Genomic DNA, 26,204 nt, shown 5'->3' on the forward strand with positions numbered 1-26,204 from the left:
TTTCCTTTATTGACTACTTCAACCAAACGATGGCAAAGCCCTTTCAATGGACATTCAAGGGTAAGTTACTGGCGTTCTAAACCATAGGCTTATTTATGCCGCCGAGTACTAGTCAATTCCATCAAGCTACTTTACTCTTAGCAAGCTTTTTATAACATTTCGGTTACACAACATATGAACTTCTATCTATTGACGATTCATCCATTATTCGATATCGAAATGGCTTATTGGCAAAAGCTATATAGATAGAAGTTCATACCCTTTGTATCCCTCATGCAGTCGGGTGAAGGGCTTTGAATCGATAAAGAATTACAGTCTAAATATCAAAGGCGATAACACATTCAATCAATTCTTTATTCATTGATGAATGTAACTTCTACTTTTGAAGTGTCTTGTATTTCATCAAGTGTTTTGTGTTTGCGCTATGTACGAAGTCATTCGTCTTAACGATTGCGCACTTGATATTTGCTCTTTTTTTCCAACTCAAACCGCAATTATTGTAGGAAAAATCAAAATGGCTAACATTACTGGAAATGACAACTCAAATACTCTCTACGGCGATATCAATGGTTATGCTGAGAACGATGTCATTAGGGGACTAGGAGGAGATGACATAATTTATGGTGGCGGTGGTAACGATATACTCTCTGGTGACGATGGTAACGATTGGCTTCATGCTGGCGCTAGTGATGGTCTCTTTTCTCAGTCTATCTATGGTGGCAACGGTAATGACACGATGTTGGGTGATGGTAGCGAGATCATGCAGGGTGGTACCGGCAACGACATTTACTATGTCAATCATGTAGGTGACAGCGTTATTGAGGAACTTAATGAGGGGGTTGATCTTGTACGTTCTAGCATCAGCTATACGTTGACCTTCGGTGTCGACAACTTAGCTTTGGAGGGCAATGCTGCCAACGGCACGGGCAATGGTTTAGATAATGAGATCTGGGGTAACGCCGCCGACAACCTTCTCTCGGGTGGCGATGGCAATGATGTGCTCCGGGGCGGTGATGGCAATGACGTTCTTCGGGGTGACAACGGTGACGATCACATTAATGGGGAGTCGGGTAGTAACCAATTGATTGGAGGGAGCGGCAACGACGTTTACTATATCCAGAATGCAACCACCACCGTCTTTGAGTCTGCTTCTGGGGGAAATGATGGTGTGCGCTCCATCGTCAGCTTTACCTTGTCAGCAAATGTCGAGTCCCTAGCCCTGGATGGCACTGATGCTATTAACGGAACGGGTAACGGCCTAAATAATACTATCCACGGTAACGCTGCCAACAACTCCATCTCTGGCGGCGGCGGGAACGACTATTTAGCAGGTCTCGGAGGAGATGACATCATAACAGGTGGATCAGGGCAAGATGGATTTCTCTTCGTTGCTCCGCAGCAAGGAATTGACACGATTAAGGATTTTAGCGTTGTGGATGACAATTTCTGTATTGATCGAACTGGCTTCGGTTCTGGATTAGCAGCAGGATACATTACAACCGGTCAATTTCGGCTTGGATCAAGAGCTCAAGATAGTAGCGATCGCTTTATCTACAACAAATCCACTGGAGCGGTGTACTTCGATGCTGACGGCATTGGAGGAGCGTCTCAAATTCAGATTGCTAAAGTATCAGCTGGCTTATCGCTGACGAATAAGGACTTCTTAGTCGTAGGTTAGGGTTTATTTTAGAAGTTGTTTTTTCGTGCGCTTCGCGCACGAAAAAACAACCCTGCGAAGAACTTAAGAAGGGCGATCGCTAAAGAATGGAGAGGGCGATCACCCTCCTTCTGATAAACTTGCGGCCATGCTTCCAAATGGTGCTGATACCCTGGCTGGCAGCGAGTTCCACTAGGATAGGGGGAAGGGAAAAAGTTTTTCTAACTCAGGGTCGTAGCGATCCAGGGCGTACTGCATCACTCTGTCGGAGATTTCACCTGCTTCGTAGCCTTTGAGTGTGCAATACACCTCGATCAACCGCTCTCGGTAAAGAGCACCGGAATACATGAGGTTCAAGGCACGCTGAGAGAAATATTCTAAGTTCATGGTTGGTTGCACCAATTGGGGTTTTAACTGTTTTACAAATGCTGAGGGTGTTCGGCTGGGCCGTTTCAGCGGAAGTGACACGATATTGTTGACAGGGCGATTCCTAACGGAGCGGCAAAGCCGAGCGCCCATGTTCCTACAAACCGCACATCACGCTTCATGGTGTGGGTTATCAAAGATGTGAGCTTCAAAGCGATTAATCGTTGTTGCTTCCAATTGTTCCCACTGGGGTCTGTGTACCCGTTTAAGGGACTCATTGAAGGCATAGCATGGGAAAAAGGAAAGATCAGGGTCGCCACAGAAAGTACATCGTTAAATCCACCTAGATTTAGAATGCCCAAGATTCCAAAAAAGCAGTAATTTTAACGAAAAGTTTTGTAAGCATGCTGAGCTTTCTGGTTTCGTCTGTGGCGTGGCAGGGTGAGTTATAGCCCTAACGTTCTACAATTCAGTCTCAAATTTCGGAAGGGATAACCATCTCTTTAGTCCGTTGTTTCAAGCTCTACAGGTAGCTTACTTCTGTCTGTCGAACCAATGACGGCATCCAGCCGCTTCATAAACATTGAGGAGCGATCTCCCGACATCACCAACTGATCAATCGCCCGTGTCATCGCCACATAAAGCAGCCGGGCCTCCTCTTCTGGGGTGCTATGGGTATTCGGCAGGAACCCTAAACCAGGAATAAAGACTACCGGGAATTCCAACCCCTTTGAGGAGTGCATCGTCACAAGCTTAATGCTGGGTTGGCTAGGGTGATAGCCTTGCTTACCAGCCTGGTTGATCCATTCCACCGGGACATTGGCTTTCTGAAGGCGATCGCACACCTTCTGGGCCATCCACTGACTGCGGTACACCACTGCCATATCACTCCAGGCAATCCCCTTCTCGTGGAGTTGCCGGGCACGGTTTATCAGGTGCTCGACTTCTGCATTAAAGCTGGGTAACTTGATGAGCTGGGGTTGTGGCCCTCGTCGCCCGGCACTTTCAGGCAGCACCAGCAACGGAGAATCTTCACTATCTCCAGTTGTTCCCAAAGCAGATTCATCCAGGTTTGTTTGGGATGCATTTGGGGACAGGTACTCTTTGGCGAAGGTATAGGCAACAGAAAGGATTTCTTCTGTGTTGCGGTAATTCACTTTGAGGATCGTAGTGCGCCCCTGAGCTTGAATACCAACGCTCTTAAAGCTGAACTTTCGCTTTTTTTGGTTGCCGTAGATATGCTGGGCATCATCATAAAGCAACAGCAGAGCATTGGTACTGGGGTCCACCATCTGCCCCACCAGTTTCAGCCAATGGGGTTGGAAGTCGTGCCCCTCATCGATGAGAACAGCTCCATAGGTGCCAGCGGGGATAGTTCCAGCTTCAACCGCCTGGATGACTCGCTGTACTAACTCCTCCACATAGGCCGTCCCCTGAAACTGGTTGCTGCTCGGTTGAGGAACAGCATGCTGGCGCAACATCTCCATACACCAGCCGTGGAAGTGGCGGATATGAACCTGGCGATCGCCTATCCCCTTCTCATTCAGTAGGTGCCGCAGCCGTGCCGCAAGGGATTTATTAAAGCACAGCACCAGGACGGGCTTATTCAGCTCAGCAGCCAGCTTTAGGCAGCGGTACACCAAGATAAGGGTTTTACCAGAACCCGCAACCCCATGAATCACCCGATGCCCTTCTCCCAGACTGCGAGCTAACTGCTCCTGCTGCATGTCCATCACCCGAATCAGGTCAGGGATGGCGATCCCCTCCTCTGAGATGTCATCCGGGAAAAGGGAAAGCTGTTCTCCAATACGCACTTCCGGGAAGAGGTGCCAGCGAACACGATCGATCTGGGCTGTTGTCAGCAACTCACCAAAGTTATAGGTGCAAAGGTTCCAGAGCCGCTGCTGAAATTCCATCGGGTCTACATCTTCATACATTTCATCCTGGCAGATGACGAGGTTGGGCTGGAGGATAGCTCCCAGGTCAGCAGTGTCAAATTGCTTACGGGTGATGTTAGTCAGCACCAGGCCGTAGCTGTAGGGGAAGGCAAGTTTACCGGCATAGGGGCCGGTGCTCTGGATGAGCAGCGAATCTTTTTCGAGGAGATTGGCGATCGCCATCATATACTCCCGCGCCTGCCGTAGGGGATTGCGATCCGCCTTACCGCCATTGGGTGTTATGAGGATGGCATTATCCGGGTCGATGCTCCGAATTGTACTGAGTTTCCAATCCTTCACCTCCAAAACGATAATGCCTCGGAGTGGGTGGAGCAGGATGAAATCAGGGTGAAGGCGTTTGCGGCCTATCGGTACGTTGTACCAGAGCAGGTAATCATCCTCCAGCTTACTTTCTAGCCGTTGGGCAAGGCGACGTTCTCCCGGTGTCATACGCTGGGAGCAAGTAGAGAAGCTAGGGATGAGGGTTGCCATAGACATCAGGTAGTTGAATATACCTGGCTCTAGAATGCCCAAATTTTAGAGGAATGCAGTAATTTTAGTTATGCTAGGGGTTCCAGGTGTAGGGATAACTATATTGGTACCGTTAAAAGCAGGCTTGCACAGCCATCGTAGACATTGTTCGAGCAGTTTTTCTGAAACCCTTGCTTTGCCTATGCTTCGCGTACGCAAAGTCAAGGGTTTCAGAAAAACTGCCTAGAGTATTGATCAAGTAAAGCCGAGATAAAGCTGCCGTTGAGCGCAGCTCAGAACGTTCTAATAAAAATCCATTTGGAACAACCGTGGCTGATTCAAGCGCAAAGCGCTGTATTACTTTATAAGGTTTCTAAATTCAGTAATTTTATGAGAAATCTAAGCTAAATGTTGATGACACAGAGAGTAGCCGTTATATAGCATCAGAGTATTCTTCTTCTATGCTTATTGTCCTAAAGGACATTTTTTCTGGGTTATTAGGCAAAAGTACTCTCCCACAAAACCGTTACCGGATAACCCATTTAAGACCTCTTCACCTGATTTAGAATCTGGAATGCTCGCTTACATGCTGCACTTATACTCCTTCCTGGATCGTTTCAGATTGCTGAGAAAAAGCTACATAGCCAAAATTATGCTAGTTGCTTTTCTGGGTACTCATGTCCCACTTCTGGCTCTACTTCTAAGTTTTGTCATCTCAAGTGCCTACTCCTGGGAAATGGCGATACGAGTACTGGTCACTGCCTTAGTGGCAACATTAATAGGTACAGCCGCCACCCTTTATGCTCTACGTCATCTCCTAAATCCCGTATTACTGACATCTGCCGCATTGCAGAACTATCTGGATACTAAAAAATTACCTGAACTACCAACACACTTTGTTGATGAAGCAGGTCTGTTAATGGCAAATACGTCCCATACGCTCTATCGACTTGATGAATTAATTCATTACATCAGCAGCTACGACGATTTGACAGGACTGGCTAATCGTGACCTATTTTGCGATCGCCTCTACCAGATGTCTCAAGTTCAAAATCACTCAGGTCTTACAGCCGTTCTTGTACTGGGGATTGACGATTTTGTGGGCATTAGCCACACAAGGCAGCGTGAGACCACAAAGTTGCTATTGAGGGCGATCGCTCAGCGCTTAATCACCTGTCTTCCCCAAACCAACAGCTTTGCGAAGCTAGATGGAGATGAATTTGCAATTGCTCTGACCGAGATTTCTTCCCTAGAAAGTGTGATTAAACAATCTCAGTTACTGTTGAGTACACTAGCAAAGCCCTTTTTAATAGAGAACAGCCTGATTCACGTCACTAGTAGCATTGGGATAACAATCAATCATTTTGAGGATCGCAATGGCATCGCTCAACTTTTGCAACAAGCTCAAGCTGCCCTTCATACTGCAAAACAACGAGGACGTAGCCAGTACCAGTTTTATTCACCTGAGATTACTGCTCAGCTGCAAGAAAGATTGACGTTAGAAAATGAATTACATGGAGCGCTTGAGCGCAACGAAATGGAAGTTCATTACCAGCCGTTAGTCAACTTACAAACCGGAGAAATCACAGCAACCGAAGCGCTATTGCGCTGGAAGCATCCTACACTTGGTCTGGTTTCGCCAACTAAGTTTATCCCGATTGCTGAGTCTAGCGGGTTAATCGTCTCTCTGGGAGAATGGGTTTTGCGAACAGCTTGTGCTCAAAATCGGGCCTGGCAACTGGCAGGATTTCCGCCCCTTCGAATATCTGTTAATTTGTCGGCTCGACAATTTGAACAACCCAACCTAGTAGAGCAAATTAAGCAAATTCTGGTAGAAACTGGCTTACAGCCATGTTATCTGGAATTAGAAGTAACCGAGAGTTCATTAATGGTTGATATTAAGCAATCAATTGAGACTCTAGAACAACTACGAGAATTAGGAGTATTCCTAGCACTGGATGATTTTGGAACGGGGTATTCTTCGTTGAACTACTTGAAGCAATTTCCGGTAGATATGCTCAAGATCGATCGATCTTTTGTGCAAGATGTGCCGTTTAACCCTGATAGCATTGCAGTAACGAACGCTATCATTGCATTAGGTAAGAGCCTCCAGTTAAAAATTACAGCAGAAGGCTTAGAAACCCAGGAGCAACTTAATTACTTGCGGATGCAGGGCTGTCACGAAGGCCAGGGATTTTATTTCAGCCGCCCTGCACCAGCAGAGACCATTACCCAACTGCTGAAAACCAACTTTCTGCTGGAAACAAGCTTTTTAGTGAAAACAAACTTTCAGTGAAGGTTGATGCACTCCATCGTTCGCCATTGCTGCCACAGTTGATCTTTTTCGCTTCATTTTCATACTGAGATGATAGCGTTCTAGAGATGTGGATGGGATGTGGTGAAAGGGGCACTTCGTGCCCCTTTCACCACATCCCATCCACGCAGTTGAACCATGACCCACTGAGGTTATCGTGCGTTCGCCAAGTATCCAACACATGATTATTACAGAATTGATCAGCTCGTTTTGTGAAGCACTCAATACACGTACTCCTTATGAGGCTGAAACTCGCATTCGGCAGCATGAGGGTGAATATCCCTATATGAATGTACGTGGTATTCCAGTCATCGATGCAGATGGTAGCGTCTGTTTGGCCATCAGGAATCAAAGCGGATTCATGTGATAGACGTATGGTTGGTTGCTATAGAAGAAGCACTCATCACCCCTTTCACAGCAATCAACCATACGTTTGGAACACAACTGTTATCTAGATGAGCTTGAGCCCCAGCACAATCAGACCCACGAGGCTGAACAAGCCGAGCGATCGCCGGAAGTAGTTGACTCCAGCAAAGAGTTCCTGCCATGCCCAAGTGAACAATGCACCATACCCTATTAAGCCAAACGTTGTTTGGATGTTTCCACTCGGAAGTACAAATTGAAGCAAAGCTGCTGTTAATCCAACTAGAATCGGCAGATTGGGTACTTGAGCAATTACAAGGTTACCCTCACTATCCCGGAAGGTATGATCAATCCATGTACGTTGCTGTGCCTTGGTGTCCTCTAGCTCGCGTTTTACTTGATCAGTGTTCACTTGAGATGTCATCTGTTCTACCTAAAATGCAACTGAAAATCATGGTAGTAGCGTTCCAAATGACAGCCCTATATCGGACGTTAGATTAACTAATCACTTAAGCAGTTTTGATACTTTGGTAATGAGCCATTTAGCATAACTGTTAACTTTTGAAATAGACAAATTCTCCTTAAGTTTGATTCATCCTGAGCCAAGCCGGGTATTTGTATCGCAACTCGCCATTGCCAGAGTGGGCAAGCTCAAGCTTGCTAAACGCTTGTAGCGCTCGCTCCCTCTATCTTTTTGAACTTTCAGTTGCCGGTGCAACCGTAGCCATTGGAACAGGAATGCTAGGGTTCGCTTAAGGGTTACTTTTTCGTGCGCTTAGTGTACGAAAAATAATCTTCTCAGACAGTTTCAAAGCAGGCCCTAGCTCAGGCCATCCAGCGGAATATGACAATGAGCGATCGCCCTTCTAAAGCACCACCCGTACTACTAGCGTAGGTGGATAAGGCATCATTGCAGTGGAAACTGCTGAGGTCTGTTCCTCGAATTTTTTTGGCACGTTTAGTAAATCAGCTTGCAGGAGTTCCCGTACTGGGGCTTGATTACTTAGTAGATATTAAAACTCCGAAAGATAAACTGTTGGTAAAATCCTTGAAAAATTGCTGTCAGCGTAGAGAACACATTTATCGGTTTTGAGAGAGGCAAATGCTTATGTACCTCTTCCCAAACCGATAGATATGCAGGTATGCCCCATGAACGCTTGTCAGTAAGCCGTGTTGGAAACGTACGATCGCTTGCATAATAACGTTCCTTTAAAGGATTGTCGGGGAGAGTAGCCTGACAATATCCTCCATAGCTTTCTAAATAAGTGGAAACCGCATACCCTCCTCATGCGTCAGGCGTAAGTAACGGTAAAGGTAATAAGTGCCTCAGCCATATTCCCCCATAAGCTTTCTGGAGGTACGTTATGTGGATTAGCCCCGATAAAGTAGAACTGTTTCAACACCCTGTCCCTGGCATTCTAGAAGCGGAGGTGTCCATTCACCAGACAGGACGGGTAAAAGCGATCGCCTCTTCCTGGCCGGCTGAACTTTATCCCTCAGATGCACGCACAATCGCTGTCGGTTCTCCCGTGTTGGTGATGGGCATCCGAGGCATTACGCTGCTAGTCAAGTCCGAGTTCTGAGCATTCATGACGTTATTTCTCTTACTCCAACAATTGCATCAACTATAGTTTTGTCTGGCATCATGCACCACTCCTGATGATGGTTATTTAACCAATTGTCCAGCAAAGGATTAATTGAGCCTCAACCACCGGTGTAGAACTTCCGCTAACCAGTAACAATTCTCTTCGCTTAAGCCCTTACCCAGAAATACTTCTGTCCGTCCTACTTGCAGGACAACCACTCTAGCTTCATAACGGTTTTTGCCACTACCAAAGGTCTTTACGGTCTGAAAAACATCTCTAATAGCACGGGTTTCACCGATATCGATAGAAATTAGCCAGCCAAATGGACGCTTGTAAATGCAATATTCTTGCTGGTTGAATTCGGCAAAAGTAGGCAAGAATTCCCAGTAGATCATTACGACAAGCAGCACAACGATCAGTATCACAAAGAAGACAACAGAAAAAGAGGCCATGAGATAAGGCAACACGGGACTGAACATGGCTCCTAAGATTGTCAGCGCAACCCCAATGGGGATGAGCAATAACAATTGCCAGCGGTTGGGACCAGGAATTGTTATTGACAAGTTTTCGGGACTTTGTTGGACGGTGATGTTAGCTCCAGTGGGAGCAGTAAAGGATCGTGTTTCGATAATTTCCTGCAAGGGAGCAGGAGGAGGCAACGGGGGTGATTGAACTCGGTACACAGGCTTAGGGGGTTGATCCTGCATAGCAGCCAAAGCCTCCCTTGCGGATGGGAAGCGATTGTCTACATCTGGTTCCGCCAGGCGGCTGATCCATTGCTCAAAAGTAGGATTCAGGCTAGTGCGATCGCCAAACTGAATCCGCAGATCCTTCTGCGGCAACTCAGCCGGAGATACCCCGGTCACTAAATGAATCAGCGTCGCGCCCAACCCATACAGGTCAGAGGCAGGAACGGCCCGTCCACCAAATTGTTCTATCGGTGCGTATCCATAGGTACCAACAACAGTCAAGGTAGCGCCTTCCGCCGCTGCCCGGTTCTGCACTGCACCAAAATCAACCAGATAGACGCGCTTATCCTCCCCCAATATCACATTACTGGGTTTGATGTCCCGATGCAGGACAGGTGGGCTAAGCTCATGAAGATAAATCAAAAGCTTTAACAAACTGGTTGCTATCTGGCGAACCTGATTCTCACTAAAGTGTTTTCCCTGCTGCAATAGTTGCTTAAGAGACTCCCCAGGCAAATAATCCTGAACCAACCCGAACCAGAAAAGCCGATCTTCGATCGTAAAAGAATCACGATATTTGGGGATCTGGGGATGATTGAGCTGTTTGAGCACCAAAGTTTCCCGCTCAAACAGTTTCAAATCCTCCCACTGCATGCCGTCTCCAAGCGATAGTAGTTTAACGACAACGGGTTCCGGTGGTTGCAGAGATATGTCCTGCGCCAGCCAAGTTTGCCGCCCTACTGCCTTCCCCAAAGAACGATCCAGTTGGTAACGATTCTGTAGAATTTGTCCAGGTTGTAGCATGGGCGATCGAAGTGCTGATAGGTTGAAGTGGCTCTGCCCACTCTATAGAAACTACCGCAGTGGGTTTAAATTACACTACCCGCCACGACTGTTAAAGTCGGCATTTCGGATAAAAGTTCCGTTGTTTGAGATTACACGATAGTGATACTCACAGGGAGCAACGTTCCAAAATTGTAATTGTCTAGTAGGCTGGGGCAGAAGTGTATAACCTATTTTTTGTGGTGGGGTGCTTCGCACCCCACCACAAAAAATAGGCAACGAACTTAGGCCGTAGCCTACTAGTCTATGCAATTCCGTTCTGTTCTATTGAATTGATGGTGAGAGGCCTCGTAATTGGCGGATTAAGCTCGCCTCTGGCAATCATGAACGTTATTTCTTCTAATAACTGCGAGGGGTCTGTAATACCATAGAGACTAAACTGATCCTTTAGGCATCTAAGCTATGAAGAAAAGAACAGGAATCAGAATTCTTGAATTTAGTGTGCTGGTGATTGGTGCTGTCCTCGTTGTCTGGTTTGTCAATCAGGTGGGTATCGAACAAATTCGAGCCAATGTTAATCAATTCGGTATTTGGGCACCACTGGTTGTGTTACTGTTGCGATTGACCAGCATTGTAATCCCAGCTCTGCCCGGAACTGCCTATTCGATTTTGGCAGGAACTCTATTTGGTTTCGTCAATGGATTAATTGTGATTGCGATCGCAGATTTAATCGCCTGCACTGTCAATTTCTTCATTGCAAAACGCTATGGCAGGGAACTTGTAGAAACCCTGGTAGGTCAACGCTTCATAGGTAAAATAGACCATCTAAGCCACACCTACCTGGAAGGTAATTTTTTCCTATTTACCGGGGTATTAATGACAGGGGTGTTTGATTTTGTGTGCTATGCCGTTGGATTAACCCAAATGTCATGGCGCAGTTTCATGACTGCTTTGAGCTTAAGTATTGTGGTTGCGAAACCACCGCTCGTTGCCCTTGGCGCTGGCCTCTTTGAAGGTGGGCGAGTGCTATTAGGTGTAGCCCTTCTGGGCACCTTCGTGTTGGCAATCATTACAGGATGGCTCAAGCGCCGTCGAGCTTTGGAGCAACAACGTGAGGACGAGTAATTTTACCGGGTCGAAACTTCTCTGTGTTCTGAGGCTCCTGGCCCTTCATGGGCGCTAGAGAGCGTAAATATTCTGAATCTTGCCAGCTAACCGCATCAGTAACGTGCACCCAGTCAGCAAAACCAAGATGAGTAAAAATTTTCTAGATTCAGTTTATCAGGGCAAGAATCAGTGGTGGCTCTATTCTTTCGTCATCCTAACTATTATTTTATATTGGTGGTTTCTAAGCGGCTACATTGCTATTTTCTTTCACTCTGTCTTATCTTTAAATTTGGATTCTTCTTACATAAACTTCTTTGTTTCCACCTCCATCCCTTTTATTTTTTTACTTGCAATTTTAATTCTTGCAGTCAAATGGCTTCATCAACGAAAATTCTATTCGTTAGTTAATCCGAATTCATCTATCGACACTGGACGATTATTTTTAGGACTTAGTATATGGGGTCTTCAACTCTTGATTCTTACTTTTTTAGATGTAATTCTGCATCCAGAAGGCTATATTTATACATTTGATGTAGGTCAATGGTCTCTACTCCTACCTCTCGCACTATTTCTTATGCCCATTCAAACCTCAGTCGAAGAGTTTCTCTTTAGAGGGTATATAATGCAGGGACTAAGCTTGATTACCAGGAACAAGTTTATCTTAATCTTGATAACAAGTTTTATATTTGCGCTACCTCACTTTAGTAATCCGGAAATGCAACGCGGATTCATATGGAGTGCTCTTACCTATTTTGCCTATGGAGTTTTCTTCGCTTTTATAACTCTTAAAGACAGTGGTTTGGAGTTAGCATTAGGTGTTCATTGTATTAATAACTTATTTGTTTTTTTAGTCGCAAATACATCAGATTCAGCCCTTCCGTCTCCTGCTGTTTTTACTTTTGTAGGGGCCATTGATCCAAGAGCAGATTTTTTCTTCTTGCTGATTCAAGCTGTAATCTTTTGTGCAATAGTTTTCAAAGGAGTACCTCGAAACTTTGAATCAGTGTAAGTTCTGCAATCCCAGTCATTAATATGCCATGCAGCTTTAATATCAACGTATTCTATTTTCTCGAGAACCGCCCTAGCTATTACTTGGAGTCTATCTGAAAACCTAATTTGAGAAAAGTGTGTACGTATACACCCCTCCTAAATTAGGTTTTCGGCTTCCACACAGATTTTCAAAGCCATTCAGGTCATTAATCAAATATTCTAATCTTATCCAGGGAATTACTGAAATCTCGTTAGACTATCCGGAAAATTACTTAAATACTTTTTTGCGATTTAGGCCATAATCAGCACAGATTTTTCTAACCTGTTGCAATGCGGCTAGCTTAATTTTACAGGTACATACATGATGAAAGGGGCTTCTGCTGCTGTGGGCTTGCCTATGCCCATGAATGAGTATTATGCGTCTAATTCCGATATTTCTCTCATTCATCACCTATTTGAAGCTCAGGTTAGTCAGTGCCCAGAGGCGATCGCACTCGAAGCCTATAAAGAAATTGCCTCCGATTGTCAGGGTGAGTTTTTAACCTACCAAGCCCTTAACGATCGCGCCAATCAACTAGCACATTTTTTGCAATCCCACGGGGTTAAACCCGATACCCCAGTAGGTCTCTGCGTTGATCGATCGTTTGATCTGGTGATCAGCGTATTAGCGATTCTGAAGGCAGGAGGAGCCTACCTGCCGCTCGATCCGAGCTATCCAGTCGAGCGGCTGCACTACATGCTGGAGAATGCTCAAGCTCCATTACTGCTGACGCAAAGTCACCTGCTACCTCATCTCCCATCGGGCACGATTTCAACAATTTGTCTGGATACAGAAGCTCAGAGTATCACTCAGCTCAGCACGGCCAATCCAACCAGCGAAGTTGAGGTAGGGCATTTAGCCTATGTGATTTATACCTCTGGCTCAACGGGACGGCCCAAAGCCGTTGCCATGCCCCATGCTCCACTGGTTAACTTGATTCAGTGGCAACAGCAATCATCGATTACCGCAGGGGCAAAAACCCTGCAATTTACCCCGATTAGCTTTGATGTTTCGTTTCAAGAAATCTTTGCCACTCTGACCACGGGCGGCACACTCGTACTGATTTCCGACATCAGACGCCGTGACCCACTGGAGTTGTTGAAGTGCTTGAATCAAGCCCAGATTGCACGATTATTTCTGCCATTTGTTGCGCTACAACACTTGGCAGATGCGGCTTGTGACACGGGTACTATTCCAACGCATCTGCGCGAAGTCATTACGGCTGGGGAGCAGTTGCGGATTACTCCGGCGATCGCTCATTGGTTTAGCCAAATGCCCGATTGCACCCTCCATAATCACTACGGCCCATCGGAAACCCATGTCGTGACTGCCTACACGATGCAGGGGGCACCGTCAGAATGGGAACTGTTGCCGCCCATTGGTCGCGTGATCGCCAATACTGAAATTTATTTGCTGGATCCGCAACTGCAACCCGTACCCGAGGGAACGGCGGGAGAAGTCTACATTGGAGGGCTGTGTCTTGCCCGCGAATACCTCAATCGTCCCGACCTGACGCACCAACGGTTTATTGCCAATCCGCTGACCACGCGATCAACGGAACGGCTTTATAAAACAGGAGATTTAGCCTGTTATTTGCCCGATGGTAATTTGAAATACCTGGGACGGGCCGATCAACAGGTTAAGATTCGAGGTTTTCGGGTTGAATTGGGAGAAATTGAAGCGGTTCTAGAACAACATCCGGCCGTGCAAGAAGCGGTGGCGATCGCCCGTGAAGATGATTCGCGTCAGCGTTTAATTGCCTATGTCATTGTGGCCCCAGAGCTGACGGACGATGATATTGCCAGGTTGCCAAAGCTGTTGCGTCAGTTTCTCAAAACACAGCTTCCTGACTACATGCTGCCCCATAGCATGATGGTTTTAGATCAGTTTCCCCTCACACCGAGTGGAAAAGTGGATCGTCTGCACCTACCCATTCCACAACATCAGCCTGAGGTCGAAAGTCTCACACGACCTCGCACCGCGACAGAAGCGACACTCGCGCAGATCTGGGCCGGGGTGCTGGGTTTACAGCATATTGGAATTGATGACGATTTTCTAGAGTTGGGTGGGCATTCGTTATTGGCAACCCAGGTGATGTCTCGGATTCGGGATGCATTTGGGGTTGAGCTGTCGTTGCGGTGCCTCTTCGATGCTCCAACCGTGCGGCAACTGGCCGAAACTATTGTTGCGCAGCAGTCCTCCGATACTGCACCACTTCAGCTAGAGCCTGTGCCACGGAATACAGACTTGCCTCTAGCCTATGTGCAAGAGCCATTGTGGTTACTTGACCAGTTAATGCCAAGCCATCCGTTCTACAGCGTACCTGAAGCATTTCGAATTGAGGGGTCGCTGGATGTTCAAGCACTGGAGCAAAGTTTCCAGGCCATTGTCGATCGCCATGAAGCGGTGCGAACAAACTTCTTAATCGTGGATGGTAAGCCTGTTCAGGTTATTCGTCCCTCGATGTCGTTCCATCTAAACGTGGTTGATTTAGAGCCTCAGGCGATCGCCCCCTCACTACCCGTCACCCAACAAGATACAGAACTGGGATGGCTGATTCTAGAGGAATCGCGCCGACCCTTTGATCTAACTCAGGATTTGTTGCTTCGTGCCACGTTATTTAGCATGAGCAACACGGAGCACGTTCTTTTCATCAACCTTCATCACATTGTTTGTGATGGTTGGTCGCTCTCAATCCTGCTCCACGAATTATCAACGATTTACCAAAATTACGTCTTTCACACGTCTATTGCATTACCAGCGTTGAAGATTCAATATGCAGATTTTGCAGTATGGAATCGTCAATGGCTGCAAGATGACATTCGAGAACAGCAGCTTGCCTATTGGAAACAAAAATTGGCAGGCTTGCCACCAATGCTACAACTGCCGACGGATTATGCCCGTCCATTGACGACGCGCTATCGTGGTGCTCGTCATTTTCTGAGCTTGTCTCATCAGGTGAGCGAACGCCTGAAGCAGTTGAGTCACCAGGAAGGGGCTACGCTGTTTATGACCCTGCTAGGGGCCTTTCAAACTCTACTGTTTCACTACAGTGGGCAGGACGATATTGCGATCGGTTCCCTCCTCGCCAACCGCCACCGTCCAGAACTGGAAGCGCTGATCGGATTTTTTGCCAATACGATTGTGCTGCGAACCGATTTGTCTGGACAACCGACATTTCGGGAATTGCTCCAGCGGGTGCGGGAAACGACCCTGGAAGCCTATGCCCATCAAGACTTGCCTTTTGAACAACTGGTGCGATCGCTCCAGCCCGACCGTGATCTGAATCAAAACCCACTGGTTCAGGTGGTGTTTAACTTACAGAACACGCGCACCTCAGCCTGGGGGATACCAGGTGTTGCCTTAACGCAACTGGCGATCGACAACGAAACCGTCAAGTTTGACCTATTTCTGGAGTTAGCGGAAACTCCAACGGGTTTAACCGGCTACTTTGAGTACAGTACAGACCTATTTCATGCCGACACGATCGCCCGTTTAGCCGAGCATTTTCAAATTCTGCTGGATAAAATTGTGGCGAACCCGGATCAAAAACTGTCCGAGTTCTACTTGCTCACTCCCACCGAACAGCAGCAACTCTGCACCTGGAATCAGACCCAGGCCGATATTCCTTCAGCCTGTATGCATCAACTCTTTGAGGCGCAGGTTGAACGAACCCCTAATGCGATCGCTGTTGAGTTTGAAGGGCGATCGCTCACCTACCGGGAACTGAACCAGCGATCCAATCGATTGGCGCATTATCTGCAAACGCTGGGGGTGAAACCAGAAACCCTGGTAGGGATTTGTGTGGAGCGATCGCTCGAAATGGTCATTGGGTTGCTCGGCATTCTCAAAGCAGGAGGGGCCTATGTGCCTCTCGATCCGGCTTATCCCCAGGCACGACTGGCGTTTATGCTGGAGGACTCTGAGATTTCAGTTTTGCTGACCCAGCATGGACTGGTCAAGAAGCTGCCAACTCATACGGCCCAGATCGTCTGTTTGGATACTCATTGGGAACAGATTGCGATCGCGCCCCAGGAAAATCTCGATAGCGGTGTCACCGCTGACCATTTGGCCTACACCATTTACACCTCGGGTTCTACAGGCAAGCCCAAAGGGGTGCAGATCGAACATCGGGCGCTGACCAATTTTCTGCACTCCATGCGGCAACAACCAGGTTTAACTGCCCAGGACACACTGCTTGCTGTGACGACAATTTCGTTTGACATCGCCGCTCTGGAACTATATCTCCCCTTGATTGTCGGAGCACGCCTGGTATTGGTCAGCCGTGAGGTTGCCTCCAATGCAACTCAATTGTCCAGAGCGCTTCAGCAATCGGGGGCTACGGTGATGCAGGCAACCCCTGCAACCTGGCGGTTGTTGCTTGCGGGAGGATGGCAGGGAAATCGTAGCTTAAAGCTTCTCTGCGGCGGCGAGGCATTACCCAGAGAACTAGCAAACCAACTACTCCCAAGATGTCAGTCTCTCTGGAATATGTATGGCCCAACGGAAACAACGATTTGGTCGGCGCTTCATCCGGTAGAGCCAGGGGATGGGCCTGTGGTTGTGGGACGGGCGATCGCCAACACCCACATTTATATCCTCAACTCCCATGCCCACGACGTCTTTAACCCAGTTCCAATTGGCGTACCAGGTGAAGTCTTCATCGGCGGAGACGGGTTAGCGCGAGGCTACTTAAACCGTCCAGAGTTGACCGCTGAGCGCTTTATCTGGGGGCAACTGGATGGAACAGCAACCCGCCTGTATAAAACGGGGGATCTGGGCCGCTATCGACCGGACGGCACCCTGGAAATCCTGGGACGGGTCGATCACCAGGTGAAAATCCGAGGATTTCGGATTGAGTTGGGAGACATCGAAGCAGCTCTTAGCCAGCATTCCAGCATTCGAGAGGCGGTTGTTGTGGCCCGGGAAGATCAGCCCGGTGATAAGCGGTTGGTTGCCTACGTGGTGCCGAAGTCTACGTCAGAGGGAATGGGCAGCCCAACAGACATTCAAGCCAGCCTTCAGGCAGAACAACTCCAGCAATGGCAAGCCATCTACAACGAAGCTTATAGCCGGACATCCAGCAGCAATATTGCCGATCCCACATTCAACATCGGCATCTGGACCAGCAGCTATACCGGGCTACCCTATGAAATGGAAGCCATGCAGGAATGGGTCGATCGCACTGTCGATCGCATTCTTTCCCTGCGGCCCAATCGCGTGTTAGAAATCGGTTGCGGTACCGGACTTTTGCTATTCCGCATTGCACCCCATTGTCAAGATTATCTTGGCTTTGATCTTTCAGAAGCCGCTATCCAGTATGTTGAGCAGCAGTTGCAGCGCAACCCAGAACAATATTCCCATGTCACACTCGCTACCCGTAGCGCCGATGCCCTTGGAGATATAGAGCCGGGAACTGTGGATACGGTTGTGCTCAATTCCGTGATTCAATATTTTCCTGACGTTGACTATCTGGTACGGGTTTTAGAAACAGCAGTCAACCTTGTCAAACCAGGCGGTTCTGTTTTTGTCGGAGATGTGCGCTGTTTATCGTTGTTGGAAGCATTCCATACATCGGTTCAACTGTATCAGGCATCAGACGAATTACCCCTTGCCCAGGTCCAGCAATTGGTCCGTGACCACGTTGCTCAGGAGACTGAGTTGTTAATCGACCCGTCCTTCTTTACGGCTCTCCAAGATCATCTTCCTACCATCAGCCAGGTTGAGCTGCAACTGAAACACGGTCAGCATCAGACTGAAATGACCCGTTTCCGTTACGATGTCATTCTCCACGTTGGCTCCAAGCAGGATACTCTGACCGTAAATCCTCATGTTTGGGATTCAGGTTGGACTCCAGCGGCTATCCGTCAGACATTGCAGCACCATCAGCCCGAGGTTCTGGCCCTAACGCAGGTGAAGAATGCACGCATTGCTGCTGATCTCGAAGCGATGAGTATGCTCTCTACCCTGGAGGCTTCTCAAACCGTGGCGGGGCTAAAGGCAGCCTTGGTGAACCGGGAACCAACTGGGATTGACCCGGAATTGCTGTGGAGTTTAGGGCAGGAATGGGCCTACCACGTTTCTATTACGTGGTCAGAGCAGGTGGATTGTTTTGATGTGGTCTTTCAGCGATCGCCCACCCCCACCATTCAGCTAAAACCATCATCTGCGGTGCCAGTGCGCCCGTGGCATTCCTACAGCAACAACCCCTTACAGAACCACAGCACCAGCCAAATCGTGCAACAGTTGCGGAGTCATCTCAAGGAAAAACTACCGGAATTCATGCTGCCTTCGGCGATCGTGTTGATGGAGTCATTGCCCCAAACACCCAATGGTAAGGTCGATCGCAATGCCCTCCCTGCACCTCACCGAGAATCCCTGAACCTGAGGGATTTCACAGCACCCCGCTCCGACACTGAAAAACAGTTAGCCATGATTTGGGAACAGGTTTTGGGAGCCACACGGGTAGGAATTCACGACAATTTCTTTGATCTGGGCGGTCACTCTCTCCTGGCAGCTCAAGTTCTGGCCCAAATCCAACGTGTGTTTCACATTGAGTTTTCCCTGGTCAACCTTTTCCTGGCTCCAACTATCGGGCAACTGGCACCCCTGATTGAGGAGAGAACAGCGCCAACACCAACAACCCTCCAACCTTCCCCCCTTGATCTACGGGCAGAAGTTGTTCTGGACGCAGCTATCAGAGCCAATGGAAAGGCGATCGCCCCCACAGCCCAACCCGCCAATGTTCTACTCACAGGAGCATCCGGCTTTTTTGGAGCGTTTCTCTTGCATGAGTTGCTCCAGCAAACTTCTGCCAACGTTTACTGCTTAGTGCGGGCCAGCGACACGGAAACAGCGAGGCAACGGCTACAGCGTAATCTAGAACACTATTCTTTATGGCGATCGGAGCAGGCTGACAGGATCATCCCCGTTGTAGGTGATTTATCCAAGCCGTATTTAGGGCTGGCCCAGGAGACATTCCGAAGATTGAGTGCGACGATCGACAGCATCTATCACAATGGCGGGCTAGTCAACTTTATCTATCCCTACCCTGTACTAAAAGCAGCGAATGTTTTGGGCACTGAAGAAGTCTTGAGACTGGCAGGTCAAACCCGGACAAAACCTGTTCATTTTGTTTCCACCGTAGGAGTATTCTCACCGATCGCCTATGAACATGGACAGAGCATTCGTAGCCAGGATCAGCCTGAACGATTGGAGGGGCTCTACGGCTACACCCAGAGTAAGTGGGTCGCAGAGCAGTTAATTAATCAGGCTCAAGCGCGAGGGATTCCTGCCGCAATCTACCGTCCTGCCTGGATTGAAGGCCATAGTCAAACGGGGATCTGCAATCGAGCCGATTTCGTGCGCAGTCTCATCAAAGGCTGTATCCACATGGGCCTAGCCCCAGATTGGAACATGCCGATGGACATCGCGCCGGTCGATTACATCAGTCGAGCGATCGTACATCTGTCCCAAAAACCAACATCCCTGGGAGACGCCTTTAACTTCTCAAATCCGCGATCGCTCATGTGGACGCAACTCGTCGAGTGGATGGTGCAATTTGGCTATTCACTGAAGACAGTTCCCTATGAACAATGGCTGACTGCGGTTCGCGATCAGGCTCAACATCCAGACCACGCACTCCATGCTTTCCTGCCGTTTCTGACGGAACCCCTATCCGGCTACCCGCTATCGGTTCCCGAGATCTACTTCCAAACGAATGCCATTCACTTTGATACTCAAAACATCCAGGCAGGCCTGGCAGACATCAATCTGGTCTGTCCCCCATTAGACGATCAACTGATGACAACCTACTTCTCGTATTTCATCCGCAGTGGATTTTTACCACCTCCTGATGCGTTACAATAAAGCCCTTTTAGGGCTGCCTCAAAAACCATTTGGGGCAATTGATAAGATCTCCTGCAGGAATCGGCTTTTGAGGGGCGTGAATTGTTGTGAAACGATTCACCCAGGAGATTTCTTCTTTGCGCATACAGATGCCAGAAAAATCAACTTTCTCGGAATTTTTTGATTAGAAAAGGGGGGGAGATTCCCACCCTTTTTTGTGCCCTATAACTCTTTCTAACCTCAGTTCGGGTTAAGGGCCTTTTCGAGTGCCGCGCGTTGCGCGGCACTCGAAAAGGCCCTTAACCCGAACTCAGGTTTTCTAATGCTCAAGTCGGTACAAGATATACATATAGCGCTGTGGGCGTTGATTAAGTACGTTGGGATGGGGCACTTAAAGCACAGGCATATTGCTATATAAATAGATTTTGATTAAGTAAAATTACGTTAACAATGGGTAGCTTGGGGGCATACTCTGAGTATTCTCGGATGCCCACTACTCCTCCGAGGCTTAGATAACGAAATCATGTTCAATAGATTTCGTTGCTTCCAGTATGGGTTCCTACTTGGTGACCAGAAGACCTTATCCAGAAGAGAGTTATGCAACAGAGCATTCCACGCAGAAAGTTTCCACCTGTTTTGAACTGGACTGTTTTTCTTGTAGCCCTGGCTCTCGGTCCAATTCATTATGGCCTGGTTAAATTGGGTGGAATTCTGTCCTATCAAGGGGCTTACACAGCACTCTGGCCGTCTTCAGGTGTTTTTCTGATTGCAGTTTTACTGTTGGGTTATCGTATTTGGCCTGCTTTGTTGCTGATAGATTGGCTTTGCAATTATTTGCTGTTCTATCCAGATAATCCTCTGTTGAGCGCGGTCATTGCCACAGCCGATCTCTCTGATGCCTTGGTAACGGCATTTTTGCTTCGCCAGTTTATTAGACGGCAGAACCCTCTAGAGCGATCGCACGACATTTTCCGATTTGTTGTGTTGTTGATGGTGAACCCAGTACTGAGTTCTACCATTGCTACGGGAGCATTATGTTTTTACGGAATTACGCCGTGGGCAGATTTTCTGTTTACTTGGCGAACCTGGTATATGGCTGTGTTCGCCGGAATGCTGATTGTTACCCCCGTTGGTTTGTCCTGGTTCTATTCTTTCAAACCATGGGGAAGTTTTAAGGCAGCTTATGCCGCAACGTTTACTAACGTATCTCGCAGCCAAAAACAGAAGCTGATTGAGTTTACCTTTCTGTTACTTCTATCCGTTTCTGTGAGCCGAGTTGCATTTTGGGGGGGCTATCCAATCGAATATATGATGATTCCCCTCCTAATTTGGGCGGCCTTTCGGTTTGAACAACGGGAATCAACTCTTCTGGTACTAATCGTCTCTATTATTTCAACGTTTGGGACTGCCCGTGGATTTGGCTCTTTTGCTAGAGAATCTGTCACACAATCCCTGAGTCTTTTACAATCTTTTATTTGTGTTCTTTCCGTCACAACTCTAATTCTCTGCACCGTACTCGCAGAAAACCGCAGAGCCAATATTAAATTGAGGCAGGCCAACGATGAACTAGAGCTTCGAGTCGAAGAACGCACTACGGAGTTAAGGGAGGCTAAACTCCTTGCCGATCGCGCGAATCAGGCTAAGAGTGATTTTTTGGCCAATATGAGCCATGAGCTTCGTACCCCGCTCAACGGTATCCTCGGCTATGCTCAAATTCTTCGGGCTAAGAACTCCAACAATGCAGAGCAAAAAGCGATTGAAACCATCTACCAATGCGGCTCCTATTTATTGGTATTAATCAACGATATTCTTGATCTCTCCAAAATCGAAGCCAGAAAAATGGAGCTTTTTCCAAAGGATTTTCATTTCCCATCTTTTCTGGAAGGGGTGATTGAGATTTGTCGGATCAAGGCAGAACAAAAGGGCATTACATTTTCCTATCAGCCTGATATTCACCTCCCCGATGGAATCCATGCGGATGAGAAACGGTTGCGTCAAGTTTTGATTAATTTGTTGAGTAATGCAATTAAATTCACGGACCAAGGGGAGGTCAGCTTTACCGTCAAAGTTGAGCATGGGATTAATGAAGCGACTTGGCAAGAAGCTGAAGATTATCCTCGAAAACCACTCAAAATCCGCTTCCAAGTCAAAGATACAGGGGTAGGAATGTCCCCTGAACAGCTAGAAAGGATCTTTTTGCCATTTGAGCAGGTTGGAAGTTCTGCAAAGCAAAGTGAGGGAACAGGGTTGGGATTAGCGATTAGCAAAAAAATCGTAACCCTGATGGAAAGCACTATCGAAGTGCAGAGCGAGCCTGGAAAAGGTAGCACTTTCTGGTTTGAGGTCGTGTTACCCGAAGCGCAGGAATGGAGAAATACGTCTAGAACAACACAGTTTGGAGAGATTACGGGATTTGAAGGCAAGGCGCAGAAGATATTAGTCGTGGATGATCGGTGGGAGAATCGCTCGGTAATCCGACATTTGTTGGAGCCAATTGGATTTGAAGTTTTTGAGGCAACCCATGGTCAGGAGGGTTTGGCGATCGCCACCCAAATTCACCCCGATTTAATCATTGCAGATTTGGCGATGCCCATTATGGATGGATTCGCCATGGTGAGACACCTACGCCAATGTACTGAATTGCAAAATACAATCATCATTGCATCATCTGCCAGTGTTTTTGATTTCAATCGTCAGGAAGCTATCAATGCAGGCTGTAATCATTTCCTGCCCAAACCCGTACAGGCCGATGAATTACTCGGACAACTCCAACAACTGCTCCATCTGCAATGGATTTATCAGCCCGTCGATCAGATTTCTGAGATAGTAACAGAGCAACCCTCCGAAGCAGAACTCATCATTCCGCTGGCCGCCGAACTCGAAGACCTTTATGAAGCAGTACAACGATGTCGGGTCGTCACTATTCAAGCAGAGGCTCAACGACTGAAGCAAATGAATCCCAAATATAGTGCTTTTGCCAGTAAAGTTTTAGCCCTTGCAGATGAATTTGAGATTGATGCGATCGCCCAATTGATGCAGACCAATCTGGCCCATGACAGTTTAGAACAATGAATATGACAACCTCAAATTCCATATTAATAGTCGATGATACTCCTAATAACATCAAAATCTTGCTGGACGTTCTTAATACTGCAGGGTTCGAGGTTTCTGTCGCTAAAAGTGGTGAAATAGCTCTTGAAAAGCTACCTTTTATCCAGCCAGATTTGATCTTGTTGGATGTAATGATGCCTGGAATTGATGGATTTGAAACCTGCCGTCGCCTCAAAGCTGATGAGAACAGCAAAAATATTCCTGTTATCTTTATGACGGCGCTTTCAGATTCTGTCAATAAGCTTGCAGGACTACAAATGGGAGCAGTTGACTACATTACAAAACCAATAGAAATTGAAGAAGTTTTAGCTCGTATCAATATTCATTTGACGCTTAAAAACACACAACAAGCATTGATAACTGAGATCGAGGAACGACGACAAGCAGAGACAAAATTAAAAGAAACTCTACTCAATTTAAGACAAACTCAGACGCAGCTTATTCAAGCTGAGAAAATGTCAAGTCTGGGGCTGCTTGTTGCCGGAGTTGCCCATGAAATTAATAATCCAGTCAACTTTATTTATGGCAATCTAGACCATACTCATCAATATACTCAAGTGCTAATTGAATTATTACAACTTTATCAACAAAAGTTTCCGACTACTGATTGTGAAATTCAAGCCAAAATCGAAGAAGCCGATTTGGAATTTATGTTAAATGACTTTCCTAAATTGCTGACTTCTATGAAAGTGGGGATAGAACGTATTCGGGAAATTGTTCTATCTTTACGTATTTTCTCGCGTTTAGACGAAGCAGGCCTGAAAAAAGTAGATATTCACCAGGGGATAGATAGCACTTTGACAATTTTAGGGCATCGGTTAAAAGCTAACTCCCATGATTCTGATATTGAAGTTATCAAAAATTATGGAGACCTCCCCCTTGTGGAATGCTATGCGGGCCAGCTTAACCAAGTATTTATGAATATTTTGAATAATGCGATTGATGCATTATTAGAAGAAAATCAAAAACAGACTGTTCCAACTATTCAGATCTCCACAAGTATTACAGATGATCAATATATCAGTATTCAGATTGCCGATAATGGTCCGGGCATGACAGCGGATATAGCACAACAAATTTTTGATCCGTTTTTTACGACGAAGTGTGTTGGTGTTGGCACTGGTATGGGGTTGGCCATCAGCTACCAAGTGGTCGTTGAGCGTCATCAGGGGGTTTTAGAGTGCCGATCTCAACCGGGAGAAGGTACTGAGTTTTCAATTCGAATTCCTCTCAGTCAAAAACTTATTAAGTAGCTCACCCCAAATCGATGTGAAGCTCACAGAATGAGAGTGCGTAAACCATCCCCCTCAATACAAGCTAGGAGAACTGGGCTAGTTAAAGTTATGGCCTCAACACTGGCGATTTGGTTCAGTAGCTTACAAATACAGGACTTACACAAGTCCGCTACCTGTAGTGCATGTTGTTGTGAGTGGGGTGCGGAGCACCCACTCACAACAATGCGTAAGTCCTGAAATATTAGGCATATAAACACCTCTTCTACCACTTTAGAGGCTCTATCTCTACCGCAGGATGGCTGTGTTTTAGCCCAGTATGACTACACTGTGAGACAACTGTTGCAAAGCATGATTCTATTTAGGAGAAATTGTAAATATGTTTGCTGATGACTCAAAAGATGTCCCCAAGCAAATTGCCGAGGAAGATTGGTTTAGTCGTGGCAAGGCGGATGCACTCATGGGCTATTCCAAGTGCCCCCCCGAAACCGATCCCGAGCAAGCAAGCCTGTATGACCTGGGGTATGGGGAAGGAAGCATTCAACATTCTCTGGCCGAGATGTCCACCGTGTCAGAGGATGCGATCGCCAAACATGAGGAACTGTAGCGCTTCCTTTTTCATGGTCTTGTTTGCCATATAACAGCAGGATAGCAGCCTGTGGGAAAGGAGCCAGCGCCTGTGGGAATGCTGAGACAGTTAAGTATTTTGTCTAACTAACGGGCACCTAAAACCCTGCCCTCCCGATTGTAAATGGAGCGATCGCCCATAATGCAACCAGAACAAATTGCCATTGTTACAGGAGCAAATCGTGGAATTGGATTGGAAGTGGTGCGGCAACTTGCTCAAAAGGGGATAACCGTCATCCTTGGAGCACGGGATTTACAAAAAGGCGAAGCCGCAGCCATACCGCTCATCAGCGCAGGGTTACCCGTTTTTCCACGCCAACTCGATGTCACCGATCCAGAGAGTATGACTCGGCTGGCTGCTCAAGTGGAGCAAGAGTATGGACATTTAGATATTTTGATTAATAATGCAGGCATTCTCTACGATACTTGGCAACAGCCCAGCACAGCAGACTTAGACACGGTGCAGGAAGCGATCAACACCAATATGCTGGGGCCGTGGCGAATGTGTAAAGCATTTGTCCCCTTACTACGGCGTAGCCAACACGGTCGGATTGTTAATGTTTCGAGCGGAGCCGGCTCGATCGCCAGTATGGACAACGGCACTCCTGCCTATAGCGTCTCCAAAGCTGCATTAAATGCTTTTACACGTTCCCTGGCAGCTGAACTGAAGAGCGCAGGAATTTTAGTCAATGCCATCTGTCCTGGATGGGTGGCAACCGATATGGGAGGCGCAGGTGGGCGACCTGTAGAAGATGGGGCCGCCAGCGTCGTTTGGGCTGTCATGCTAGCTGACAATGGACCAACCGGTGGTTTCTTCCGAGATGGTCAACCTGTGCCGTGGTAAGGGTAAGGAAGTTGCCGAGTATCACATCTCAAAATTACCTCCAGCCTCTTCTAAGGAGATTTCCAGCAATGAAATTACCCCCAGGATGTTGGTGTTTTGCCCGCGAAGCGGGCAAAACACCAACATCCTGGGTAAATAACCTCCTAAGCTTGTACATGCCTAAAAAACAGACTATTTTAGGAGCGGAATCGTCATAACTTTAGCAGGCTGCTCTCCCTATACGCTTAATAGTTAACGTT

Annotated in this window: 15 protein-coding genes; 11 read left to right on the top strand and 4 right to left on the bottom strand. The window is 47.3% G+C overall.

Translation table 11 applies throughout. The features are described 5' to 3' along the window. Positions 1 to 514 precede the first annotated feature (514 nt). Positions 515 to 1,678 carry a calcium-binding protein gene (locus NDI52_RS22345; protein ID WP_190773198.1) on the top strand — a complete coding sequence of 388 codons (1,164 nt, stop codon included), beginning with the start codon at positions 515 to 517 and terminating at the stop codon, positions 1,676 to 1,678. Positions 1,679 to 1,849: 171 nt separating this feature from the next. On the opposite strand, the gene NDI52_RS22350 is transcribed toward NDI52_RS22345, so the two are convergent. Together NDI52_RS22350 and NDI52_RS22355 are read right to left on the bottom strand one after the other, a co-directional pair. Continuing rightward, positions 1,850 to 2,044, bottom strand: coding sequence for a hypothetical protein (locus NDI52_RS22350; RefSeq protein ID WP_190773197.1), 195 nt, complete (start codon positions 2,042 to 2,044; stop codon positions 1,850 to 1,852). 482 nt (positions 2,045 to 2,526) lie between these two features. Then, positions 2,527 to 4,452: a 3'-5' exonuclease gene (locus NDI52_RS22355; protein ID WP_190773196.1), complete on the bottom strand. Its 1,926-nt coding sequence runs from the start codon at positions 4,450 to 4,452 to the stop codon at positions 2,527 to 2,529. 553 nt (positions 4,453 to 5,005) lie between these two features. Between NDI52_RS22355 and NDI52_RS22360 the strand changes: the two genes are divergently transcribed. After that, the gene (locus NDI52_RS22360) at positions 5,006 to 6,727 is read left to right on the top strand and encodes an EAL domain-containing protein (RefSeq protein ID WP_190773195.1); all 1,722 of its coding nucleotides are present in this window, start codon (positions 5,006 to 5,008) and stop codon (positions 6,725 to 6,727) included. Positions 6,728 to 7,196: 469 nt separating this feature from the next. Here NDI52_RS22360 and NDI52_RS22365 read toward each other — a convergent pair whose 3' ends face one another. After that, the gene (locus NDI52_RS22365; protein ID WP_199308015.1) at positions 7,197 to 7,532 is read right to left on the bottom strand and encodes a hypothetical protein; all 336 of its coding nucleotides are present in this window, start codon (positions 7,530 to 7,532) and stop codon (positions 7,197 to 7,199) included. A gap of 940 nt (positions 7,533 to 8,472) precedes the next feature. On the opposite strand from NDI52_RS22365, the gene NDI52_RS22370 reads away from it, so the two are divergent. Then, positions 8,473 to 8,691, top strand: coding sequence for an NfeD family protein (locus NDI52_RS22370; RefSeq protein WP_190773194.1), 219 nt, complete (start codon positions 8,473 to 8,475; stop codon positions 8,689 to 8,691). Positions 8,692 to 8,801: 110 nt separating this feature from the next. On the opposite strand, the gene NDI52_RS22375 is transcribed toward NDI52_RS22370, so the two are convergent. Then, positions 8,802 to 10,187: a serine/threonine-protein kinase gene (locus NDI52_RS22375; protein ID WP_190773193.1), complete on the bottom strand. Its 1,386-nt coding sequence runs from the start codon at positions 10,185 to 10,187 to the stop codon at positions 8,802 to 8,804. A gap of 441 nt (positions 10,188 to 10,628) precedes the next feature. Between NDI52_RS22375 and NDI52_RS22380 the strand changes: the two genes are divergently transcribed. The 8 genes from NDI52_RS22380 (at position 10,629) to NDI52_RS22415 (ending at position 26,162) form a co-directional block, all read left to right on the top strand. Further along, the gene (locus NDI52_RS22380; protein ID WP_190773192.1) at positions 10,629 to 11,291 is read left to right on the top strand and encodes a VTT domain-containing protein; all 663 of its coding nucleotides are present in this window, start codon (positions 10,629 to 10,631) and stop codon (positions 11,289 to 11,291) included. Positions 11,292 to 11,418: 127 nt separating this feature from the next. Then, positions 11,419 to 12,282, top strand: a complete 864-nt coding sequence (locus tag NDI52_RS22385; RefSeq protein WP_190773191.1) for a type II CAAX endopeptidase family protein — start codon at positions 11,419 to 11,421, stop codon at positions 12,280 to 12,282. Between the two features lie 342 nt (positions 12,283 to 12,624). Beyond that, positions 12,625 to 20,172, top strand: a complete 7,548-nt coding sequence (locus NDI52_RS22390; protein ID WP_190773190.1) for a non-ribosomal peptide synthetase — start codon at positions 12,625 to 12,627, stop codon at positions 20,170 to 20,172. 576 nt (positions 20,173 to 20,748) lie between these two features. Beyond that, entirely contained in the window at positions 20,749 to 23,223 is a 2,475-nt protein-coding gene (locus tag NDI52_RS22395; protein ID WP_190773189.1) for an MASE1 domain-containing protein, read from the top strand. Beyond that, entirely contained in the window at positions 23,220 to 24,515 is a 1,296-nt protein-coding gene (locus tag NDI52_RS22400; RefSeq protein ID WP_190773188.1) for a response regulator, read from the top strand. Before NDI52_RS22395 ends, NDI52_RS22400 begins: the two co-directional genes overlap by 4 nt. 358 nt (positions 24,516 to 24,873) lie before the next feature. Next, positions 24,874 to 25,101 (top strand): hypothetical protein, encoded by a 228-nt coding sequence (locus NDI52_RS22405; RefSeq protein WP_190773187.1) that lies wholly within the window; start codon positions 24,874 to 24,876, stop codon positions 25,099 to 25,101. A gap of 162 nt (positions 25,102 to 25,263) precedes the next feature. Further along, on the top strand, positions 25,264 to 25,965 hold the full coding sequence (locus NDI52_RS22410) for an SDR family oxidoreductase (protein WP_190773186.1): 702 nt from the start codon (positions 25,264 to 25,266) through the stop codon (positions 25,963 to 25,965). A gap of 68 nt (positions 25,966 to 26,033) precedes the next feature. Continuing rightward, entirely contained in the window at positions 26,034 to 26,162 is a 129-nt protein-coding gene (locus tag NDI52_RS22415; RefSeq protein ID WP_277874855.1) for a hypothetical protein, read from the top strand. Positions 26,163 to 26,204 lie beyond the last annotated feature (42 nt).

This window comes from Leptolyngbya sp. PL-A3 (assembly GCF_039962325.1).
GTDB lineage: Bacteria > Cyanobacteriota > Cyanobacteriia > Elainellales > Elainellaceae > Vacuolonema.